This window comes from Streptomyces sp. VNUA24, assembly GCF_029167005.1.
Taxonomy (GTDB): Bacteria; Actinomycetota; Actinomycetes; order Streptomycetales; family Streptomycetaceae; genus Streptomyces; species Streptomyces scabiei.
The window spans coordinates 9,665,771-9,682,979 of record NZ_CP119143.1 but is presented as its reverse complement, the minus strand read 5'-3'; the positions used below and the strand labels follow the sequence as shown (position 1 = coordinate 9,682,979).

General features: G+C 69.2%; 18 protein-coding genes and 2 pseudogenes. 7 read left to right on the top strand and 13 right to left on the bottom strand.

All coding sequences use genetic code 11. The features are described from left to right. Nucleotides 1–471 precede the first annotated feature (471 nt). Complete coding sequence (locus tag PYR72_RS41665) at nucleotides 472–1,365, top strand: hypothetical protein (protein WP_275460099.1); 894 nt, start codon at nucleotides 472–474, stop codon at nucleotides 1,363–1,365. A gap of 142 nt (nucleotides 1,366–1,507) precedes the next feature. Here the strand turns inward: PYR72_RS41665 and PYR72_RS41660 are convergent, their stop codons facing one another. Next, nucleotides 1,508–2,416: a hypothetical protein gene (locus PYR72_RS41660; protein ID WP_275460098.1), complete on the bottom strand. Its 909-nt coding sequence runs from the start codon at nucleotides 2,414–2,416 to the stop codon at nucleotides 1,508–1,510. A 1,037-nt stretch (nucleotides 2,417–3,453) separates the two neighbouring features. Here PYR72_RS41660 and PYR72_RS41655 point away from each other — a divergent pair. Then, nucleotides 3,454–3,933, top strand: a complete 480-nt coding sequence (locus PYR72_RS41655) for a hypothetical protein (protein WP_275460097.1) — start codon at nucleotides 3,454–3,456, stop codon at nucleotides 3,931–3,933. Nucleotides 3,934–4,304: 371 nt separating this feature from the next. Here the strand turns inward: PYR72_RS41655 and PYR72_RS43045 are convergent. From PYR72_RS43045 to PYR72_RS43040, 3 genes and pseudogenes are all read right to left on the bottom strand, one after another. Next, nucleotides 4,305–4,691, bottom strand: a pseudogene (locus PYR72_RS43045) (Tn3 family transposase); the annotation flags it as partial. Then, on the bottom strand, nucleotides 4,691–5,383 hold the full coding sequence (locus PYR72_RS41645) for a hypothetical protein (protein WP_275460095.1): 693 nt from the start codon (nucleotides 5,381–5,383) through the stop codon (nucleotides 4,691–4,693). The pseudogene PYR72_RS43045 and the gene PYR72_RS41645, both read right to left, overlap by 1 nt. 264 nt (nucleotides 5,384–5,647) lie before the next feature. After that, nucleotides 5,648–5,863 (bottom strand): annotated as a pseudogene (locus PYR72_RS43040) (hypothetical protein); the annotation flags it as partial. Nucleotides 5,864–6,116: 253 nt separating this feature from the next. Between PYR72_RS43040 and PYR72_RS41640 the strand changes: the two are divergent. From PYR72_RS41640 to PYR72_RS41630, 3 genes are all read left to right on the top strand, one after another. Then, entirely contained in the window at nucleotides 6,117–6,662 is a 546-nt protein-coding gene (locus PYR72_RS41640; RefSeq protein ID WP_275460094.1) for an AAA family ATPase, read from the top strand. Nucleotides 6,663–7,006: 344 nt separating this feature from the next. Next, a complete protein-coding gene (locus PYR72_RS41635) occupies nucleotides 7,007–7,423 on the top strand; it encodes a DUF6193 family natural product biosynthesis protein (protein ID WP_275460093.1) in 417 nt (138 codons plus the stop codon). Between the two features lie 227 nt (nucleotides 7,424–7,650). Continuing rightward, complete coding sequence (locus PYR72_RS41630; RefSeq protein WP_275460092.1) at nucleotides 7,651–8,109, top strand: DUF3237 domain-containing protein; 459 nt, start codon at nucleotides 7,651–7,653, stop codon at nucleotides 8,107–8,109. A gap of 346 nt (nucleotides 8,110–8,455) precedes the next feature. Here PYR72_RS41630 and PYR72_RS41625 read toward each other — a convergent pair whose 3' ends face one another. From PYR72_RS41625 to PYR72_RS41610, 4 genes are all read right to left on the bottom strand, one after another. Beyond that, complete coding sequence (locus PYR72_RS41625) at nucleotides 8,456–8,917, bottom strand: Lrp/AsnC family transcriptional regulator (RefSeq protein WP_275460091.1); 462 nt, start codon at nucleotides 8,915–8,917, stop codon at nucleotides 8,456–8,458. Between the two features lie 211 nt (nucleotides 8,918–9,128). Further along, on the bottom strand, nucleotides 9,129–10,100 hold the full coding sequence (locus PYR72_RS41620) for a succinylglutamate desuccinylase/aspartoacylase family protein (RefSeq protein ID WP_275460090.1): 972 nt from the start codon (nucleotides 10,098–10,100) through the stop codon (nucleotides 9,129–9,131). 18 nt (nucleotides 10,101–10,118) lie between these two features. Next, on the bottom strand, nucleotides 10,119–11,255 hold the full coding sequence (gene solA / locus PYR72_RS41615) for an N-methyl-L-tryptophan oxidase (RefSeq protein ID WP_275460089.1): 1,137 nt from the start codon (nucleotides 11,253–11,255) through the stop codon (nucleotides 10,119–10,121). Between the two features lie 100 nt (nucleotides 11,256–11,355). Continuing rightward, entirely contained in the window at nucleotides 11,356–11,496 is a 141-nt protein-coding gene (locus PYR72_RS41610; RefSeq protein ID WP_275460088.1) for a hypothetical protein, read from the bottom strand. Nucleotides 11,497–11,579: 83 nt separating this feature from the next. Here PYR72_RS41610 and PYR72_RS41605 point away from each other — a divergent pair, with 83 nt between their 5' ends. Continuing rightward, nucleotides 11,580–11,759 (top strand): hypothetical protein, encoded by a 180-nt coding sequence (locus PYR72_RS41605; RefSeq protein ID WP_275460087.1) that lies wholly within the window; start codon nucleotides 11,580–11,582, stop codon nucleotides 11,757–11,759. A gap of 423 nt (nucleotides 11,760–12,182) precedes the next feature. On the opposite strand, the gene PYR72_RS41600 is transcribed toward PYR72_RS41605, so the two are convergent. From PYR72_RS41600 to PYR72_RS41590, 3 genes are read right to left on the bottom strand one after another with little or no spacing between them, the layout of a single operon-like run. After that, a complete protein-coding gene (locus PYR72_RS41600; protein ID WP_275460086.1) occupies nucleotides 12,183–12,842 on the bottom strand; it encodes a HisA/HisF-related TIM barrel protein in 660 nt (219 codons plus the stop codon). A gap of 45 nt (nucleotides 12,843–12,887) precedes the next feature. Then, on the bottom strand, nucleotides 12,888–13,877 hold the full coding sequence (pdxA, locus tag PYR72_RS41595) for a 4-hydroxythreonine-4-phosphate dehydrogenase PdxA (protein ID WP_275460085.1): 990 nt from the start codon (nucleotides 13,875–13,877) through the stop codon (nucleotides 12,888–12,890). Beyond that, nucleotides 13,874–15,067: a four-carbon acid sugar kinase family protein gene (locus PYR72_RS41590; RefSeq protein ID WP_275460084.1), complete on the bottom strand. Its 1,194-nt coding sequence runs from the start codon at nucleotides 15,065–15,067 to the stop codon at nucleotides 13,874–13,876. The genes pdxA and PYR72_RS41590 overlap by 4 nt, the downstream gene beginning before the upstream one ends. Nucleotides 15,068–15,177: 110 nt before the next feature. Between PYR72_RS41590 and PYR72_RS41585 the strand changes: the two genes are divergently transcribed. Further along, nucleotides 15,178–16,080: a LysR substrate-binding domain-containing protein gene (locus PYR72_RS41585; protein WP_275460083.1), complete on the top strand. Its 903-nt coding sequence runs from the start codon at nucleotides 15,178–15,180 to the stop codon at nucleotides 16,078–16,080. Nucleotides 16,081–16,089: 9 nt separating this feature from the next. Here PYR72_RS41585 and PYR72_RS41580 read toward each other — a convergent pair whose 3' ends face one another. Further along, a complete protein-coding gene (locus PYR72_RS41580; protein ID WP_275460082.1) occupies nucleotides 16,090–16,260 on the bottom strand; it encodes a hypothetical protein in 171 nt (56 codons plus the stop codon). Between the two features lie 198 nt (nucleotides 16,261–16,458). Continuing rightward, nucleotides 16,459–17,193 carry an SDR family NAD(P)-dependent oxidoreductase gene (locus tag PYR72_RS41575; protein WP_275460081.1) on the bottom strand — a complete coding sequence of 245 codons (735 nt, stop codon included), beginning with the start codon at nucleotides 17,191–17,193 and terminating at the stop codon, nucleotides 16,459–16,461. Nucleotides 17,194–17,209: the final 16 nt, after the last annotated feature.

The following is a 17,209-nucleotide window of genomic DNA, read 5'->3' as shown; positions in this document are numbered from 1 at the left end:
CGCCTCACCCGCCACGGGCGAGACGACCGCTTCGCGTTCCGCGACCATCGCCTGCCGGAGCCTCGGGCAGGTCCCGAGACCGGCATCTCACGCACCCGGCCCTGACTCTCCCGCCTCCGACATGATCGAGGCGAAGGTGTGCCGCACGTAGTACGTGCAAGCCATCTCGCGGCGCAGCCTGCCACGGCCATCCGGTATCGAGGGCTGATCGCGTCGCGGGCGCGCAACGCCGTATCCAACGGCCAAGCATCACGACGCTCCTGCGGCAGTTCGGGTCACCTCGCGGACTTCGCGCGCAGGGGGTTCGCGGTTGCGGTACCGCTGACAACTACTTCCCGGTTGCATGGCGGTAGTCGCCGACGTCACCCTTCGCTAGGGTACCGACCGGATGGTATGCACGGAATGGCCCGCGCACTGTCACGTGCTTGATGAACAGCAACGCCGCATCCGCCACAGGACGGAGAGCCCCTCATGACGCACGGCACGGATCGCGACAGCCTGACGCTCGCACGCCAGACCTGGAGAACTCTCGAGCCCTACCACGGGGCTGTCTACTTCTCGCCCGAAGCGGCGGGCCAGTACGCCCAGTTAGGTGTGGACGCCAAGACAGGCTACTTCGCGTCCCGCTCCGCCGCGCTCGGCGCCGCTCCCGCGGATCTGGTCATCGCGACGTTCTACAACTTCAATCCCCAACTGGTGCGCCGAGCCATCCCCGCGGCGTGGGAAGCCGCCACGCCCCAGCGGTTCGCCGCCGCCCGCCTCACCGCGGTCGACGCCATGCTTCGCCGCATCCTCGGTGCGGACGTCTCGGCACCGGCGCTGGCCCGCGCGGCGGAGTTGGCCCGTGCCGCAGCCGAAGTGACCGTGCGCCATCCTCAGGGCCGCCCTCTCTTCGCCGCGTACGCCGCACTGCCGTGGCCGAGCCCACCCCACCTGGTGCTCTGGCACGCACAGACCCTGCTGCGGGAGTTCCGGGGCGACGGGCACGTGGCGGCACTGCTGACCGCAGGGCTGAGCGGACTGGAGGCTCTCGTCACGCACGCCGCCACAGGTGTCATCGATGCAGCGGTGCTTCGAGACTCCCGGGCATGGACGCCGGAGCAGTGGGAACAGGCCGTGCGTACCCTGCGTGAGCGTGGATGGCTCAGCGACGGACCCCACTTGGCCTTGACCGAGGACGGTACGCGGCGCAGAGCCGAGATCGAGGACACCACCGACAGGCTGGCAGCCCTCCCCTACATCACGCTCGGTCCTGCCGACTGCGACGAACTCCGTTCACTGGTACGGCCGTTCAGTCTTGCTCTGGCCAAGGAGCTCGTGCCGTCGGCGGTCGACCGCCTCAGCGAAGAAGTGGCCGCCGGCTGACGGCCCCTGCACCGGCACCGTTTCCACGGCGACTGGAACTACAGGGGGGAGCCGACAACAGCCCTCGCCCCGGTACGGGCCGCCACCGCCGGCGCACGCCGGCACCTCGGACTCCCTGACAGCGAAGCGACCAAGCGCATTCTTACTGAACACCGGGCGTGAGCTCGATGCGCACGCCCTCGCCCTCCCTGAGGATGAAGACGTTGTCGGTCCGTGCCCGCCATCCGATGGGCACGGCGTAATAACGCCCAGCACGCTCCACGACAAGCCGCAGGCCCCAGTAGCGGTGACGGAGGTGGACTCCCTCGCCGAGGTCCAGATAGCGGAGGCCGGCCGACCGTGAGGTGAGGCTGAGCGGCTGGGCGCTGTGGACCACCAGACCGGTGCGCAGGATCACCTCGCGGGCATCGTTTCGGGCGTGCCGTTCGCCGAGTTGACCGGAGACAAGAGTGACCGCCCAGAGCAGGAACAGGCCGGCGGCCAGGACCAGCAAAGCCGTCTCCCACGGACTGCCTTGGCGGCCCTGGCCGGTCTGCCCCACCGCGCCGAGCAACAGCCCGAAGCCGACGAGGAGAGGGCCCACCCAGCGGTACGGCAGAAGCACCTGCCACTGCCACCACAGGACGAGCAGAAGCAGACCCACGGCCACGACGATCAGATAGTGCCGGGCGAGAGCCGATGCGAGACGTCTGGCGCCCCGCATCAGGGCACCTTGAGATTCCTGCCGCGGCCGATGTCCGGCTGCCGCAACGACCAGAAGTAGCACGGTGGCGCCCACAAGCACCGGGAAGGTGGCCAAGTGCAGGCTGTGCAGGACGAATTCACCGAATCCGAAGCCGAGCGCGAAGGGGGAGAGATGGAAGTGGCCGTAGTACGCGCTTGTGTAGATCACCCCCAGGTAGAACATCAGCGCCGCGATGAAAGTCGCCTGCGCGACCACGATGTTGATCAGCGCAGTCGGAGGCGTGTGGGCTGCCTGGTCCGGGCGTTCGAGCCACGCTGCAGGACGAGGCTCCGGTTCGTTCACGTGCCGTCCGGTGAGGGCGGGCACGTCGGATCACCCGGGCAGACGGGATCGGGGGTTGACGACTCGGTGAGGCCGGGGCCGGGCTTCTTCGACGGGCGAGTGTTCGACGGCACGGGTTCGGGCGGGGGGATCGGCTCACCGCCGTGGGAGGAAGAGCCACCCGATGGTGACGATGAAGAAGAGCCGTCCGACGGTGACGATGAAACAGAGCTGTCGGACGGTGACGACGAGAGGGTGGGGCTCGGCCGCGCAGGAGTGGTGCTGCCTTCGGTGTCGCCGGCCCCTCCCCCCGAACCACACGCCGCAACGACTCCGAGGACTGCCACGGACGCACTCAGGCGGATGATCAACCCTGGGCTGTACCTCATGCCTCTCCCCGCGACGCTTCACCACACTCTGCCGATGCGGACAGCAGGGGAACATAGCCCGAATCTCGCTCACTGCCAGGAAACTCGACCTGAGCGGTGGACCGTGCTGCCCGATCGGAGCAGCGTCCGGCCTGCCTGGGCCGTGCCCAGGTGGCCTCGCGCTTGCGGATGCCATGGACGAAGGAGTGCAGGGGCACGCAGGACGGTCATGCGCATGGCTTCGCTGACGTCGCTGCTGCTGTGGAGCTGGGTGCCGGCCAGGACGCCGCGCAGGAGGCCGGGATGTAGCAAGGGGCGAGGGTGTCGTGGGGGATCTCGTACAGGAAGGTCGTGCCGTCCTCGTCGTCTCGACAAGCTTGACCTACGCGGTTCGGCCGCCGGTTCTGGTGAGAGCGCCGACCCTGTTCTCGTACTCGCGGCGGGCCTTGCGCTGGGCCGGGACTGCGGGGAGGCCCTGACCGCCGTCGAGCGGCTGGCAGCGGGCGTCGTGCGGAGGTGGTCGGCAATCTTGCCCGCCACGTCGAGGGGGCTGTGACCACGGCCTTTCGACGGTGATCGAAAGGCGTGGCCCGCTTTTCGGCGCGCGGACCACACTGAGGCCGAACCACCGAAGTCCCACCAAGTCCGAGGGTCAGGGCACCTTTGCGGAAGGGGGCGGTTCGGCTGGCCGGTTGCGACTACAGAGGAGATCAAATGAGCGTGACAAGCTTCAGAAAGCGGGCGGCCGCGATGGTCGTGACGATGATCGCCGCATTGGCCCTTCCGCTGGCGGCGCAGGCACCAGCACAGGCAGCACCCAACGGTGCGGCCGGAACAGCCGCATGGACACCGGAGATCTACCCGCTGTACTCGGGCGAGCGGGTATGGGCACGGAACGTGTCGAGTGCCAATCGGAACGCGGCGCTGGGTGCGTGCTCCCTGGCGTCCGGAATCGCCTGCGTGTCGGTCGGCCAGGGCGACGGCAATCACAGCGTCTTCCACCTGTTCAGGTGCGAAACGCGTTCGCTCTCGAACTTCATCGACGCGCTGGCTGTTCGTAACAACCAGACCGGCGGAGCCGTAGTCCGTTTCTGGGGGCCCAGGTATCACGCCAACGTTGAGGCGAACGGCCGGATCACCGAGGTCGGCCCGAACGAGGCGGTGTACGACTTCACCAACATCGACATCTGCTGAGGGCACGTCGGCCCGAGCACGTCGACCTGGGCACGCTGGTCGTGGAGTCCTGGTCGGAGGCCTGTGCGGTGACGGCCACGGAGTGACGACGGTCTGACGTACAGGTGGTCGGGGCCCTGATCGGCCATGCGGCGCCGATGCCGTCGACCAACGCGTCGGCGCCCCGCGACCGGCGAGGCGGTCCCTGGTATGTCGCGAAGGGCACCGGCCCGCGCGGCCGTCACCGCCCTCTGGCGAGGGTCAGTCCGTGGCCGCTCGCTCGTGGTCGCCGTGGGACGGCCGGGAGTGAGTCAGCGCCTTGTCGCTGACGTCGATGATCGGGGTCAGGTCGATGGGCCGACGTCGCAGCTCTCGCCGACCAGCAGCGCCACCAGGGAACCCAGCCTGTCCACGGGCAGCTTGGCCCGGCCGCAGCCGTCGGGGACGACGATCTCCACCTTCGCCTCGTCCCCGGCCTCCGCGAGCCGGTCGGCCAACTGCCGCCACGCGGCTTCCAGGGCCCGGCTCAGCTGGTCCAAGTGCTCGTGGGAGTTCCTCGGACAGGCTCAGGCCCGCGAGCACGGTCGCCCACCGGTTCGACGGGGACGCGAACACGTCCCTGCGGTACGGGGCCCGGTGCATCTGTTCCAGCACGCACACCACGTACGCGTCGCGGTCGACCGAGCCCTGCGGCAACTTCGGGTTGGAGAACACCGCACGCCGCCACATCGCCGCCACATCGCCGCCACCAGCTCGGCGTCCACCTCGCGGGGCAGCATCATGTCAGTTTGAGTGGCAGACCCGAACGCTCGCGCAGGGATTCGAGTGCCGTGGGGTCCACGGCCGCGACGCGCAGTGTGTCGGTGTTGTAGGAGTAGCTGGCCAGCACGCGTCTCATCGGGTCGATGAAGCTCAGCCAGTGACCGCCCTTTTGCATCTCGTGAGACCCGAGGTACCCGAGCAGTGACTCGACGACTCCCAGTTGCTGCTCACGGATCCGGCACGTGGCTTGATGCGGAAACGACCTCACGGCCTGCATGCAGGCGACATGTATCAGGAAGGACGACAGTCTCCGGGATTCGCTGTACCACTTCCCGCCCGGCTCGCTCCGGCCATGGACTCTGGGGTCGGGCCAGTTGACATCGTCCGGGCGCACGCTCCACTGAGCGAGCCCTTGGTTCTCCCCGCAGAACACCAGGTGTCCGTCCTCGACGCTCAGACGCTCAGGCGGACTCACCCGGAGAGAGTGCTCGTGGCCGCTCATGCCCATCAGCTCCGGGTGCCGACCGGCGGCAGCAAAGTAGTCACGCATGGCGTCCGGCAGGCAGATCCCCAAGCGATCCCCGGCAGCGGTGACTTCGGCATCCGGGCATCCGTCGTTCGGAGTCCAGCTGCCGAACGCGGTCGACGTGAGTTCCTGAAGCAACTCTTTGATCATGGCAGGCCCCAAGCCGATGGGATCATCACTCACCGCGAATGAGCATTCCGTCCGCAATGATCATAAGTGACCTCGTCGCGGCCGTTGATGTGACGACGGATTCCGAAGCAGAGGCATGGCCTTGAGCCGGCCGCCCCGCAATGTCCGCCGACCGGCATCGGCTTCCCTGGCCGGCTCGGGGTGGCGCCCTTGCGAGTGAGACGCCTGGTCATGAGAGTGAACGCGGCCCGGGTGATCAGTGTTTCGGAGTGTGGACGAGTCGTTCGTACTCCCTTGCATGGCGGTGGGGGGCATCATTCAGGCCACTCGGCATGTGGGGATCAGAAACACGATGGAGCTTGTTCTCCATGGCCTGAGTCGGTTTCGTTCGATGGTGCTCTCGGGGCGTTTCACGGTCTTGCTCCGGTCGTAGCGCGTGGGGGGCCGCTGGTCCTTCGAGCCGCGTGACCTTCCGGGGCCGTGAGTTGAGGGTTTCGGTGCGCGGGCCGGACAGTGCCCTTGCAGCGGCCTGATCGCCGAGGGGCACTTGCCGTGAGCGCGGTCGGCAAGCTGTACTGACAGCCGGCGTGACGTTGAGCGACCTGGCTGTGGCCGGCTCCACGCGACGCCTTGGGTATCACGAACATCTCCGGCATGTGAGCCGTTCGAGGCTTCTTGTTCCGCCCCACCACCTCCCATCCCCGAGGCTGCACTGGCTCGGCGCCTCCGCAAGCGGTATGTCGGGCAACGGTGGGCCTGTCTCACTCCGTTCGAAGGGCATCTGAGCATGCGACGGTACGTTCTCACTGGCACGCCAGGCGCGGGCAAGACATCGATCCTGCGGTGTCTGGCAGAGCGCGGCTACGAGGTTGTTGAGGAGGCCGCGACCGCGGTCATCGCGGGAGCGCAGGCTCAGGGCGAGGCCGAGCCGTGGACGCGGGCCTCCTTCATCGATGAGGTCGTCGACCTGCAGAAACAACGGCAGTTGGGGGCTCCCGCCAGAGCCTCTGTCCAGGTGTTCGACCGGTCACCGATCTGCACACACGCGCTCGCGACCTACCTGGGGCGGTCGGCCTCCCGTGCGCTGACTGCGGAGGTCGAGCGGATCGCTGCCGAGGAGATCTACGAGCGGCAGGTGCTCTTCGTCCGCAATCTGGGGTTCTGTGAGCCCACTGATGCCCGTCGGATCAGCTTCCAGGAGTCGCTGGTCTTCGAGAAGATCCACGAACAGAGCTACCGCGCGTTCGGTTTCGAGCTCATCGACGTCCCTGCCGGCAACCTGGCCGACCGTGTCGCCGCAGTCAGTTCGCTCATCTCTCGGCCTGGCTTATGAGCGACACCGATCGTCATCCGTTCGGTGGTGTCTCGGGACCCGGTTCCCCTGGTCCCGGTTCGTCACGACAGCCATACAGGACCAAACGACCACCCGCTCAGCGGTGCAAGGCTCCGGCCGAGGTAACCGCCGCAGCCGATGCTCTCGCCGTCGACCCGCCAGAAGTCCTGCCCGTGGCACGGGCAGCGGCACTCGGCGTAACACGCTCACACCCCTCACCGGGGCTGACACCAACCAGACCCACACCCTCGTCTGCTCGTCTGCTCGTCTCCTGCGGCCAGTCGATCGGACAGACGTGATGAGCGATCACTGACAGCCCGGCGCATCTGGGATGATGTGTCGCCATGGACACAACCCCTCCGAGCCACACTCGCGTCGAAGCAGGTTGGCAGAAGGTTCGCGCCGACGGGCGGGTCCGTCCGGAATTGCTGGAGGCGGCCTATGCTGAACCGCGCCTGCGCCAGTTGTTCCCCTGGACGGGCATGGGGGAGCTGCATTTCAGCCGTTGCACTGAGTGGCCATGGGCATGGGACATTCCCTACATCCAGCCCGCAGCTGAAGGCGAATACTGGGTCTCCGGCCCCCTGCGCAGCCAGTCCGTGGGTCCGGCCGCGACGTCGCAACAGGCCGTCGCGATGGTGGTTGACCGCCTCCCTCCCGATTGCGGACCTGCCTTCGTTGGAACCCGAGAAGAACTCGCCACCCACGACGCCGCAACCTCCGGCGCCCGGAACGCCGACCGCTCCACGAACCAAGGCTGACGTGTCGAAGCCTTTGAGCACAACAGGGGGCGCGTGCGCGCCATCTCCCCTGAGCGGTGTCCTGCGGTGCCACTGCGAGGACAGCGGCGGGACCGCGGGTCAGCAGAGTGGCCAACTGCGCACTGCGGAGCGGGCCACGATGAGGTCGGCCCCATGGCCTGAGAAGTGTGGGGCCAAGGCTGCCGAGGCTGGAAGATCCGGCCCACCACAGAGAACGGAGCCCCGTGATGACCGTGTCCCCCTCCCTGACCTATGCCTTCGAGATCCGCGCGACGGTCGCCCCGAGCCTGCACATCGGCCACGGCGACGGCGAGCTGACGGAGTTCACCCCCGTCACCGGCGGAACCGTCCACGGCCCCCGTCTCACCGGCACCGTCCTGCCCGGCGGTGGTGACTGGTCCAACACCCGCGGCACGGTCTGCGAGCTGGAGGCCCGCTATCTCCTGCAGGCCGACGACGGCGCCGTGATCGACATCGTCAACCGCGGCTACTACCACGAACACGCCGACAGCCCCGACCTCTACGACGGGGCCCTCCGCCTCGCCGAGTCCGGCACCTACTTCCGCACCGCCCCCGTCTTCCGCACGGACGCCCCACCGCACCTCTGGCTCGCACGCACCGTCTTCGTGGGCCTCGCCCGGGAGGAAGACGACCACATCGTGATCCGCTGCTACTCGGTCGACTGACCCTCGCCCCACCGCCGGCAACGGGGCGGGGTGCTCGCGATCAACGGCACCTCGACCAAGGCGCATTCGCAGGTGCCCCGGAGGGGCAGTCCCGATCCGTCGACGTGCCCGTTCGACCCGTGGGGCGACCGGGAGCCGAGATTCTGTCAGCCGTGAGAAGTCAGCGACCGGTCCCACGATGTTGAGATCCTGGTCGAGAATCCACCGCAACTGGAGCCCGTTGAGCACCACTTGGAAGAGGATCGCGGCATCCTCGGGGCGGCGAACTGATCGCGGCTGCGTGCGTATCGCTCGACGAAGTGGGCGTGCGCGGGATGATCCGACCGTGAGGCCGCGACCGCGTGGCTCAGCCCGCTGCTGCCGGCCCCTGCTCTCCACGTCGGCGGTTGACGATGCTGGACAGGGTGAGTGCGGTGACCGTGTCCCGTACGCCGGGCATCTGGGCGATGTCCTCCCGGATGCTCCGGACGCGTTCCAACGAGGCGGCCTCCAGGCGCACCATGATGTCGAAGTCGCCGCTGAGGATCTCGCAGATGACCACCTCCGGAATGCGCTGGAGCGCGGCCAGGACCTCGCCGCCACGCATACGGTCCTGACGGTGGACGAGGACCAGCGCCGAGACCACATCGCCCGTGTCGACGCCCGCGCGGACGATGGTGTAGCCGGCGATGTGGCCCTGACGCTCCAGCCGATCGACGCGCTGACGCACCGCGTTACGGGACAGCAGCACCTTGCCGGCCAACTCCGCGTGCGAGATACGAGCGTTGCGGGTCAGCTCGGCGATGATCTTCTCGTCGATGGTGTCCACGGCGGACCGTCTCCTTCGCGAATCGGTCATGGTCGCACACTCCCCGCGGCAAGGGTCTCCGGCGCGACCGGGTGCCGGAGCCGGGGCGGTGGCGGGGCGGTGGCGGGGCGGTGGCGGCGGCGGATCTTCAGCAGGCCGCCACTCCGGCCGAGCCGCGAGTCCGCTCCAGCCAGGGTTGGTGAACGCCCCTGCGTTCGCAGCCGGCGGCCCGTCAGCCGTGGGGGGCGGCGATGGCGGCGAGGTGCGTGCCGGGGCGCACGGTCAGCCCGTTCATGTGGTAGATGATCGTTCCGGTGGAGACGGCGGTGACCTTGAGTTCGGTGCCGTCGGCCGGGTCGATGATGCGGCCGATGGTCTGTCCCTCGGTCACCTCGTCACCGGTGACCGCGTCCGGGTACCAGAGGCCGGGGGCCGGGGATTCGACCTCGCCCGTCCACATCCAGTCGCGCGTCCGTACCGTCACCGGCGCGAGGTGCTGCGGCGCCTCGCTGACACCGAGGTGGTGCAGGAGCCGGTACAGGCCGTCGAGGAGCCTGCGCACGGCGGCCGGGTCCCGGTCGCCGAGTCGGCCGGTTTCCACGAGGATCGCGGGGACGCCCTGCCGGTTCGCCGCGGCGTGGCTGTTGCCGCCGTCCGGGCTGGTGCCGAAGATGACCCGCTCGTAACCGACCGCGTGAGCCATCGTCTTGATCCTCGCGCCCAGCTCGGCGTCGGCGGTCAGACGGTAGCCGACGAAGTCGAGCAGATGCTGGTCGATGCCGCCGCTGTGCAGGTCCACGTAGGCGTCGGCGCCGTCGATCAGGTGGTCGAACAGCCAGGCCGCAATCCGCTCTGTGGGGCCACTGTCCTTGTCGCCGGGGAAGACGCGATTGATGTTGACGCCGTCCAGCGGGGAGATGTTGAGCCTGCCCCCGTAGACGGCCGGGGGGTTGGCCACGGGGCAGATCACCACCTGACCGGCGACCTCGTCCGGTTCCAGCAGTCCGGCCAGGCGGGCCGCGGCATCGACGCCGATGAACTCGCCGCCGTGGACACCACCGGTGATCACGACCCGGGGGCCGGGCCGGGAGCCGTTGACGAGGGTCAGGGGCACCTCCACCGTCGTGGTGCCCAGGTCGGCCGGCAGGCTCCCGCGCGTCTTCCGGCCGGGCTCTGCCCGCAGGGTGCCGATGGTCAGGTTCATGGCTTTCCTCGTTCGGACTCAAGCCGCGGTGCGGCCGATCGTGGTGATGAAGTCGATCGGCTGGGAGGTGTGGCCCTGAAGGGCGAGGTCCGCGGCGATGTCGCCCATGGCGGGCGAGATCTTGAAGCCCTGGCCCGAGAAGCCGGCCAGCAGGACGATGTTGTCGCAGCCCGGCAGGGGGCCGACCAGAGGGAGGGTGCTGTCGGTGTAGCCCTCCATGAAGACGGACAGGCGCACCGGGTCAGGGTTCAGGCCGGGCAGGTGGCGCCGCACCGCCGTGGTGAAGGTCTCCAACTCTTCCGGTGCGACGGTCCGGTGCAGGCGGTTGGGGTCGTCCACGGGCCTGTGGTGTCGCTGGGGCAGGCCCAGCTTGACGGCCAGGCCGTCCGGGGACGGGATGCCGTAGAAGGGGATCTCGCCGCAGCGGACGAACGCGGGACGCTCGGCGTCTGCGGGATGGTCCGCGCGGGGCAGGAACCAGGCGCTGATCGCGCGGTGGACGTTCACTTCCCACGGCAGGTCGGGCAGCAGGTCTCCCACCCAGGGGCCCGGGGTGACGACCGCGGCGTCGAAGCGCTCGGTGTCGGTGTCGGTGCGGATCTCCACCGCTCCCCCGGCGACCGGGGTGACTTCCCGTACGGGGGTGTAGCGGCGGACCCGGGCCCCCAGCTCCTCGGCACGCCGGGCCGCGGTCTGGACCGTCAGCTCCGGGCGGACGAACCCCGCGTGGGAGTCGAGGACCACCAGGTCGCCGTCGTCGACGCGGAACTGCGGGAAACGCTTCGCCATGGCCTCGGTGTCGATCATCTCGTGGTCGAGGCCGTGCTCGGCGATGCCGTGCATGACGGTGCGCATCTCGGGGTCGTCGGGCGGCCCCATGACCAGGGCTCCGGTCAGGCGGCGCAGTTCCCGCCCGGTCTCCGCCTGCAACTGCTTCCAGAGGACGTCGGCGTGCCGGACGAGCGGCACATAGCGGCCGTCGTGGGTCTGCACGCTACGGAAGACCCGGGTCTCGCCGCCTGCGGCACTCCGGTCGTGACCGGGGGCGAAGCGGTCGTAGGCGACGACTTCCGCGCCCCGTGCCGCCAGCCGCCAGGCGGCCTGGCTGCCCATCGTGCCGGTACCGACGACGGCGACACGTCTCCTACTGGCCATGTGGTTCTCCTTATGGGGCAGGCCGGACGGTGAGGGGGAACAAGCGGGCCGTGATGTGGCCGGGTCGAGATGAAGTCGAGGGGCCGGGGCGAGCTGCCGTTCAGCGCCGGGTCTGCGTCCGATAGCGGCCGATCGGGTCGCCGTGGATCTCCGGCTCCGCCGGCTGCACCGTCCGGTCCAGCTGGTTCGGGTCGCCCGCGGGCTTGTGCAGGACCTGGGAGAGGCCGAGCTTGACCGACACTCCCCCGGAGAGGGCAGGCCGTGGCAGTACGTGGGTGAGTGCGGATGACGGCGGAGTGCTCCTCGCCGAGCGGGGCGTCGGTGATGGGCACGAACCAGACGCTGATCGGGCGGCGGATCCGCACCTCCCACGGCAGCTCGGGCAGGAGGTCGTTGCCCCAGGGGCCCGCGGTGACGACGGCGGTGTGGCAGCACTGGCTCCCGGTGCCGGTGCGGGTCTCCACGCCGTTCACGACGGGGACGATCTCGCGGACCGGGGTGTAGTCGTGGATGACGGCGCCGAGGGAAACGTTTCGCCAGGGTCTCCGCGTCGCACACCGCGCCATCGAGGCCATGCTCCGCAACGGGCTTGAGGACAGTGGCCACCCGCCGCTCCCCGGTGGACTGCGGAAGACGCGGGTCTCGCCGCCTGCGACGCGCTTCCTGGCGGCTGACACAGGACTTCCCTTTCGTATCGCCGGGCCGCAAGCTGGGCCCGGACGCGAGGACGCTTGGGGGGCATGGAGGGGCGTACCCCCTGGGACCTCCAGGGCGTTCGCGTGCCACATTGTGGCATATTGTGCTGCCATCTGGCACAGAGAATGGCAGCGGTGTACGGGGGAGTCAAGAGGTCCGAAACGGTGACCGCTCCGCACGTAGGGGACACTCCGCTCCGCCACCCTTCGAAGTTCCTGGGCGCGGCTCTTGCTACAGACCCGCCACGAGGGCCAGTTGGGAGCGGAGAGTGCCGGCGCGGGGCTGCAGAGAGCCGTCGAAAGCGGCGGATCCGATGGTGAAGGCGTCGGCTCCGGCTGATGCGAGCGCCCGTATCTGGTCGGTGGTGGTGATGGAACCGGCGATGACCAGGCGGCCGGTGGTGGCGGCGCGGGCTGCGCGGACGAGGTCGAGCGGGTCGGCATCGGTGGCACGGTAGGCCAGGAGGTCGACCCCGGCGCAGCCTGCGGCCTCCGCTCGTCGGCAGTCGTCGGCGATGCGGTCCGGGGTGCCGGCCAGGCGGGTGGGGTGCCCCACGGGTGCTCCGGCGAAGGGCAGGTAGCCGATGGACGTGCCGTGCAGGAGAGCGAGGGTTTCCTCGATCCAGGTGCCGCCCATCAGCCAGTCGACCCCGAGTTCGATGGCTGTCCGTACGGAGGCGAGAGCCTGGTCCCGGTGGGTGCTGACGACTTCGAGGTAGGTGGTGGCGCCCAAGTTCTTGATGCGGGTGTGGAGCTTGGCGAGGATGTCGGGGTCCACACCGATGTCCTTGAATCCGATGTGGGTGATGCCGAGGTCCTCGACGGTGTCGAGGACCTCCAGGCAGTCGGTGACGGTGCGGTCGTCGCGGGTGAGCATGAAGATGAAGTCCATGGCGTCCTTCGGTTCTCTGTTCCGGGGCTTACGGAGGTCCGTGGGTCAGGGGCGGGCCGGTGCCCCTGAGGACAGGCGGTCGGCGTGGGTCAGGGCGCCGAGCAGGCTGGTGTGGTCGGCGGTGCCGAGACCGGCGATGTCGAAGGCGGTGCCGTGGTCGACGCTGGTGCGGACGAAGGGCAGGCCGATGGTGATGTTGACGCCGTGTTCGATCCCGAGGTACTTGACGGGGATGAGGCCCTGGTCGTGGTACTGGGCGACCACGGCGTCGAAGGCTCCGGCGCGGGCTCGCATGAAGACGGTGTCGGCGGGCCAGGGTCCGCTGGCCTGGATGCCTTCGCTCTGAGCGGCCTGGACGGCGGGGGCGATGATGTCCAGGTCCTCACGACCGAACAGGCCGTTCTCCCCTGCGTGCGGGTTGAGGCCGGCGACGGCGATGCGGGGGGTGGTCAGGCCGCCGCGCCGAAGTGTGCGCTGGGTGAGGCGGATGATGTCGAGTACGCGCGGGGTGGTGATCGCGTCGATCGCGGAGCGGAGTGACTCGTGCACGGTGACCAGGACGACCCGCAGCTCGTCGGTGGCCATCATCATCGCGTAGTCGGTGGTGCCGGACAGGTCGGCGAGGATCTCGGTGTGCCCGGGATAGGGGACGTCGGCCAGGCGCAGGGCTTCCTTGTTGATCGGCGCGGTCACCAGCGCCCGTATCTCGTGGGCCATCGCGAGCCGAATGCCGCGGCGGACGTACCGGAAGGACGCCGCTCCGGCTCTGGCGTCGAGGGTGCCCCAGGCCAGGTCGGCCGGGAGGCCGTTCTCTGCGAGCACGTCCACCGTGCCGGGTGCGTACTTCGCCTGGTCGACGGAGTCGATGGGGCGGAGTGCGAGGCGGGTGTCGGCGATCTTGTCGGCGCGGTCGAGGACGTCGATGTCGCCGATGACGACGACGGGGACCGTGCGGCGGGAGTCGGCGCACGCCTTGAGGGTGATCTCGGGGCCGATTCCGCAGGGGTCGCCCATGGTGATGGCGATCGGAGTCATGCGTTCTCTCCTGGGTCGGGGCGATGTCGGATGAGGTGGCACAGGCGCAGGAGCATGGCGTCGTCGCCGAAGCCGCCTGCCTTGATCAGCACGGGAAGGGTGTGTCGGCCGATCAGGGATCCTCGGACGACGCCCGGTTCGGGTTCGTCGAGCAGGTCGACGCCGGTGACGCCCAGGGGCTGGAGCACGGTGGTGGCGGTCTCCCCGCCGGTGATGACGAGCGCGTCGACCATGCGGTCCTCGGTCAGCGCCTGGACGACGGCTGCCTGAGAGCGGGCGAGTACGCGTGCGGTCTGTGGCGTGTGGCGTTCATCGGGTGTCCGCAGGGTGAGGACGGGAGCCGTCAGGTCTCGCAGCCGCGCCACGGCCGGGGCCGGATCGACGCCGACGGTGACACCCTGGACGTCCGCACTTCTGTGGAGTTCGGCCAGCTGCCGTCGGGTCGCCGGGTTGGTGCTGCCGACCACGATGAGTGGGCGCCGGGCCGGGGCGGGAGGTGATGCGGCGCCGGCCGTGGCGCGAGCACACCTTCGGGCCAGGGCGGCCGCCAGACCCGGGGAGCCGACCCACAGCACTTCGTCGAGCCGCGGGACCGCCGCCACCAGACGGTCGAGGTCACCGTCCACGGTGGCGGAGCAGACGATCAGGTCGCCGTTCGCGATCAGTTCGGGCAGCTCGGCCGCACGGTCCGGCTGCACGGACACGGCCTCCGGGAACAGCGTGGCGAGGTCCGAGCAGCGCACGGGGTGCACCGGGTCGCGGGCATAGTCGCTCTCGTGGACCGGTATGCCCCGCACGTACTGGACCCCGCGCACCGTCACTCTGCCCTCCGCCGGGAAGGCCGGTGCGACGACGACCGCCCGCCTTCCCGATCCCGCCCATGCGGCCCGGACCTCTGCCGCGACATGACCGCGCAGGGTGGAATCCACCGTCTTGAAGAGCACCTCGGAGCCGGCGAAGAGGCGGGCCGTCCGCCAGGTGGACAGAGCGGCGGCCTCCTCGTCCAGCACCCGGCTCCCCAGGTCGACCGCGTTCACGCACGCGGCATGTGGCGGCGCGCCGGCCGGGGTGGTGAACAGGATCCGGGCGTCGTGACCTGCTCCGCGGAACGGCGCGGCACCGTCCCCGGCACTGGTGAGGTCATCCGCAAGGATGGCGATAGCCTGCCGCGCGTCGTTGCGGAACACCATGACCCACTTCTCCGTTCAGTCACCTCTTCTGTGAACGAATCAATAGTCCTTCAGGAAAATGAGCAGGACAAACGATTCGTTCTCACATGACCTGTGAGTAGAATTCACACATGCGCTGGCCGGACCTTCCTCCTCTGAATACGCTGCAGCCCTTCGAGGCGACTGTCCGGTACGCGAGCATGACGGCGGCGGCGCAGGAACTGCATGTCACGCACGGCGCGGTGAGCCGACAGATCCAGAACCTGGAACGGTCCCTCGGAATATCACTGTTCGAACGAGGGACACGCACCCTGCGTCCCACCCCGCAGGCCCGCCAACTGGCGGCCGTCGTGCGGGACGCGCTCGATCAGATCGATGCGGCAGCCCGGCAGATCTCCCACCGGACACCGACAGGACCGCTCACCCTCTCGTGTGAGCCCACACTCCTGATGCGTTGGCTCATCCCCCGGCTCCCCGATCTGGCCGTGAACGTGCCGGACGTCGCCGTCCACCTGTCCGCCGGCGGCGGCCCCGTCTTCTTCGAGCGGGACAACATCGACCTCGCGATCCGCCGGGACGACTTCCCGTTCCCCGAAGAGGCGAGCCGGAGCCGTCTGTTCGCCGAACGGATCGGCCCCGTCTGCCGGCCCGATCTGGCGCCCCTCCTGACCGGCACCGACGGCGTGTCGCAGGTGACTCTTCTGCACACCGCCACGCGACCGCAGGCGTGGGACGACTGGCGACGTATCACCGGCATGAAGGCCGAGCCCGCCTCCCAGCAGACCCTGGAGCACTTCTACCTGACCCTCCAGGCGGCCGCGGCCGGCGTCGGAGTGGCCATCGCCCCGTATGCCGTCGCCCGCGACGACCTGGAGCGAGGGCAACTCGTCGCGCCCTTCGGTTTCGTCCCCGACGGCACCAGTTATCACCTCCTCGCCCGTCAATCACCCGAGCGGGACGGACGCGTCCGCCGGCTGACGGCATGGCTGCGAGCCAGGACGCGCCGGCTCGAAAATGATTCCCCACCAGTGTGACCACGGGACTCATCGCACCTTCGCCTCGCGGAGGACGGTGGCGGCTCCGGGAAGCTCCGTGCGGTTGGTGTGAGCGGCGACGCGCAGGTCCTCGTCCCTGGTCCGGGAGTCGGCCTGCGCGGCGGTCGCGGCCTCGGCTCGGCCGGTGACGCCGACGCGCTCGTCGGCCGCCCAGGGCACGGCAGGGCCGTACAGGCCCTGCGCGGGTCGGCGTGTCCGCCCACGACCGAGTCGACGAGAGCGGACCCGGGCATGGCCTCACGGGCCGCCGCGCGCTGCGCCGGATCGGTGAACGGGCCGCCGCAGGCATTGAGGACGCGTTGTCGGTCCGTACGGCGGCGGGACCGCCGGGCGGTCGCCCGGTGCGCCGACGGATGTTCAGAAAGCGGTGTACCCGCCGTCGACGGTCAGGACCGATCCGGTCACGTACGACGACTCCGACGACGCGAAGAAGAGCACCGCGTCGGCAACCTCTTCGGGGGTGGCGAGGCGTTGGAGCGGGATCGTGCTCTCGCGCTCACGTCGGTATGCCTCGGGGTCCGGCCTGCGCTCGAACGCCGCTTCGATGACCGGAGTGACGGTCAGCCCCGGAGCGACGACGTTGACACGGATGTTGCGCGAAGCCCATTCGATGGCAGCGCCCTTGGCGAGCATGATGAGGCCACCCTTGGCGGCGGAATACAGCACCTGCCCGGCCATGCCCACCATGCCCAGCCGTGAACTGACGCAGACGAACGAACCGCCGGTATCGGGCATCAGAGGGGCGAAGTGCTTCATCACCAGGAACGCGCTGAGCAGGTTGCTCTCCAGTACGTTCCTCGCGTCGTCGCAGGCCATCTCGGTGAGCGGACTGACGGCCTGCAGACCGTGGTTGAGGACGACGACGTCGACGGAGCCGAAGGACTCCGCGGCCTGCTTGGCCAGGCGCTCGACGAACGCCTCGTCGTTGAGGTCCCCGGGAACGTACAGGTCGTCGGGTTCAGCGCTGTCGAGTCGCTCCCTGCGGCCGGTGAGCAGCAGTCGTGCGCCCTCGCGGCGGAAGTGGGAACTCACGGCTTCCCCGATGCCACTGCTGGCACCGGTCACCAAGGCCGTGGCCTTGTCGAGTCTCATGTCTGGCACTCCTTCG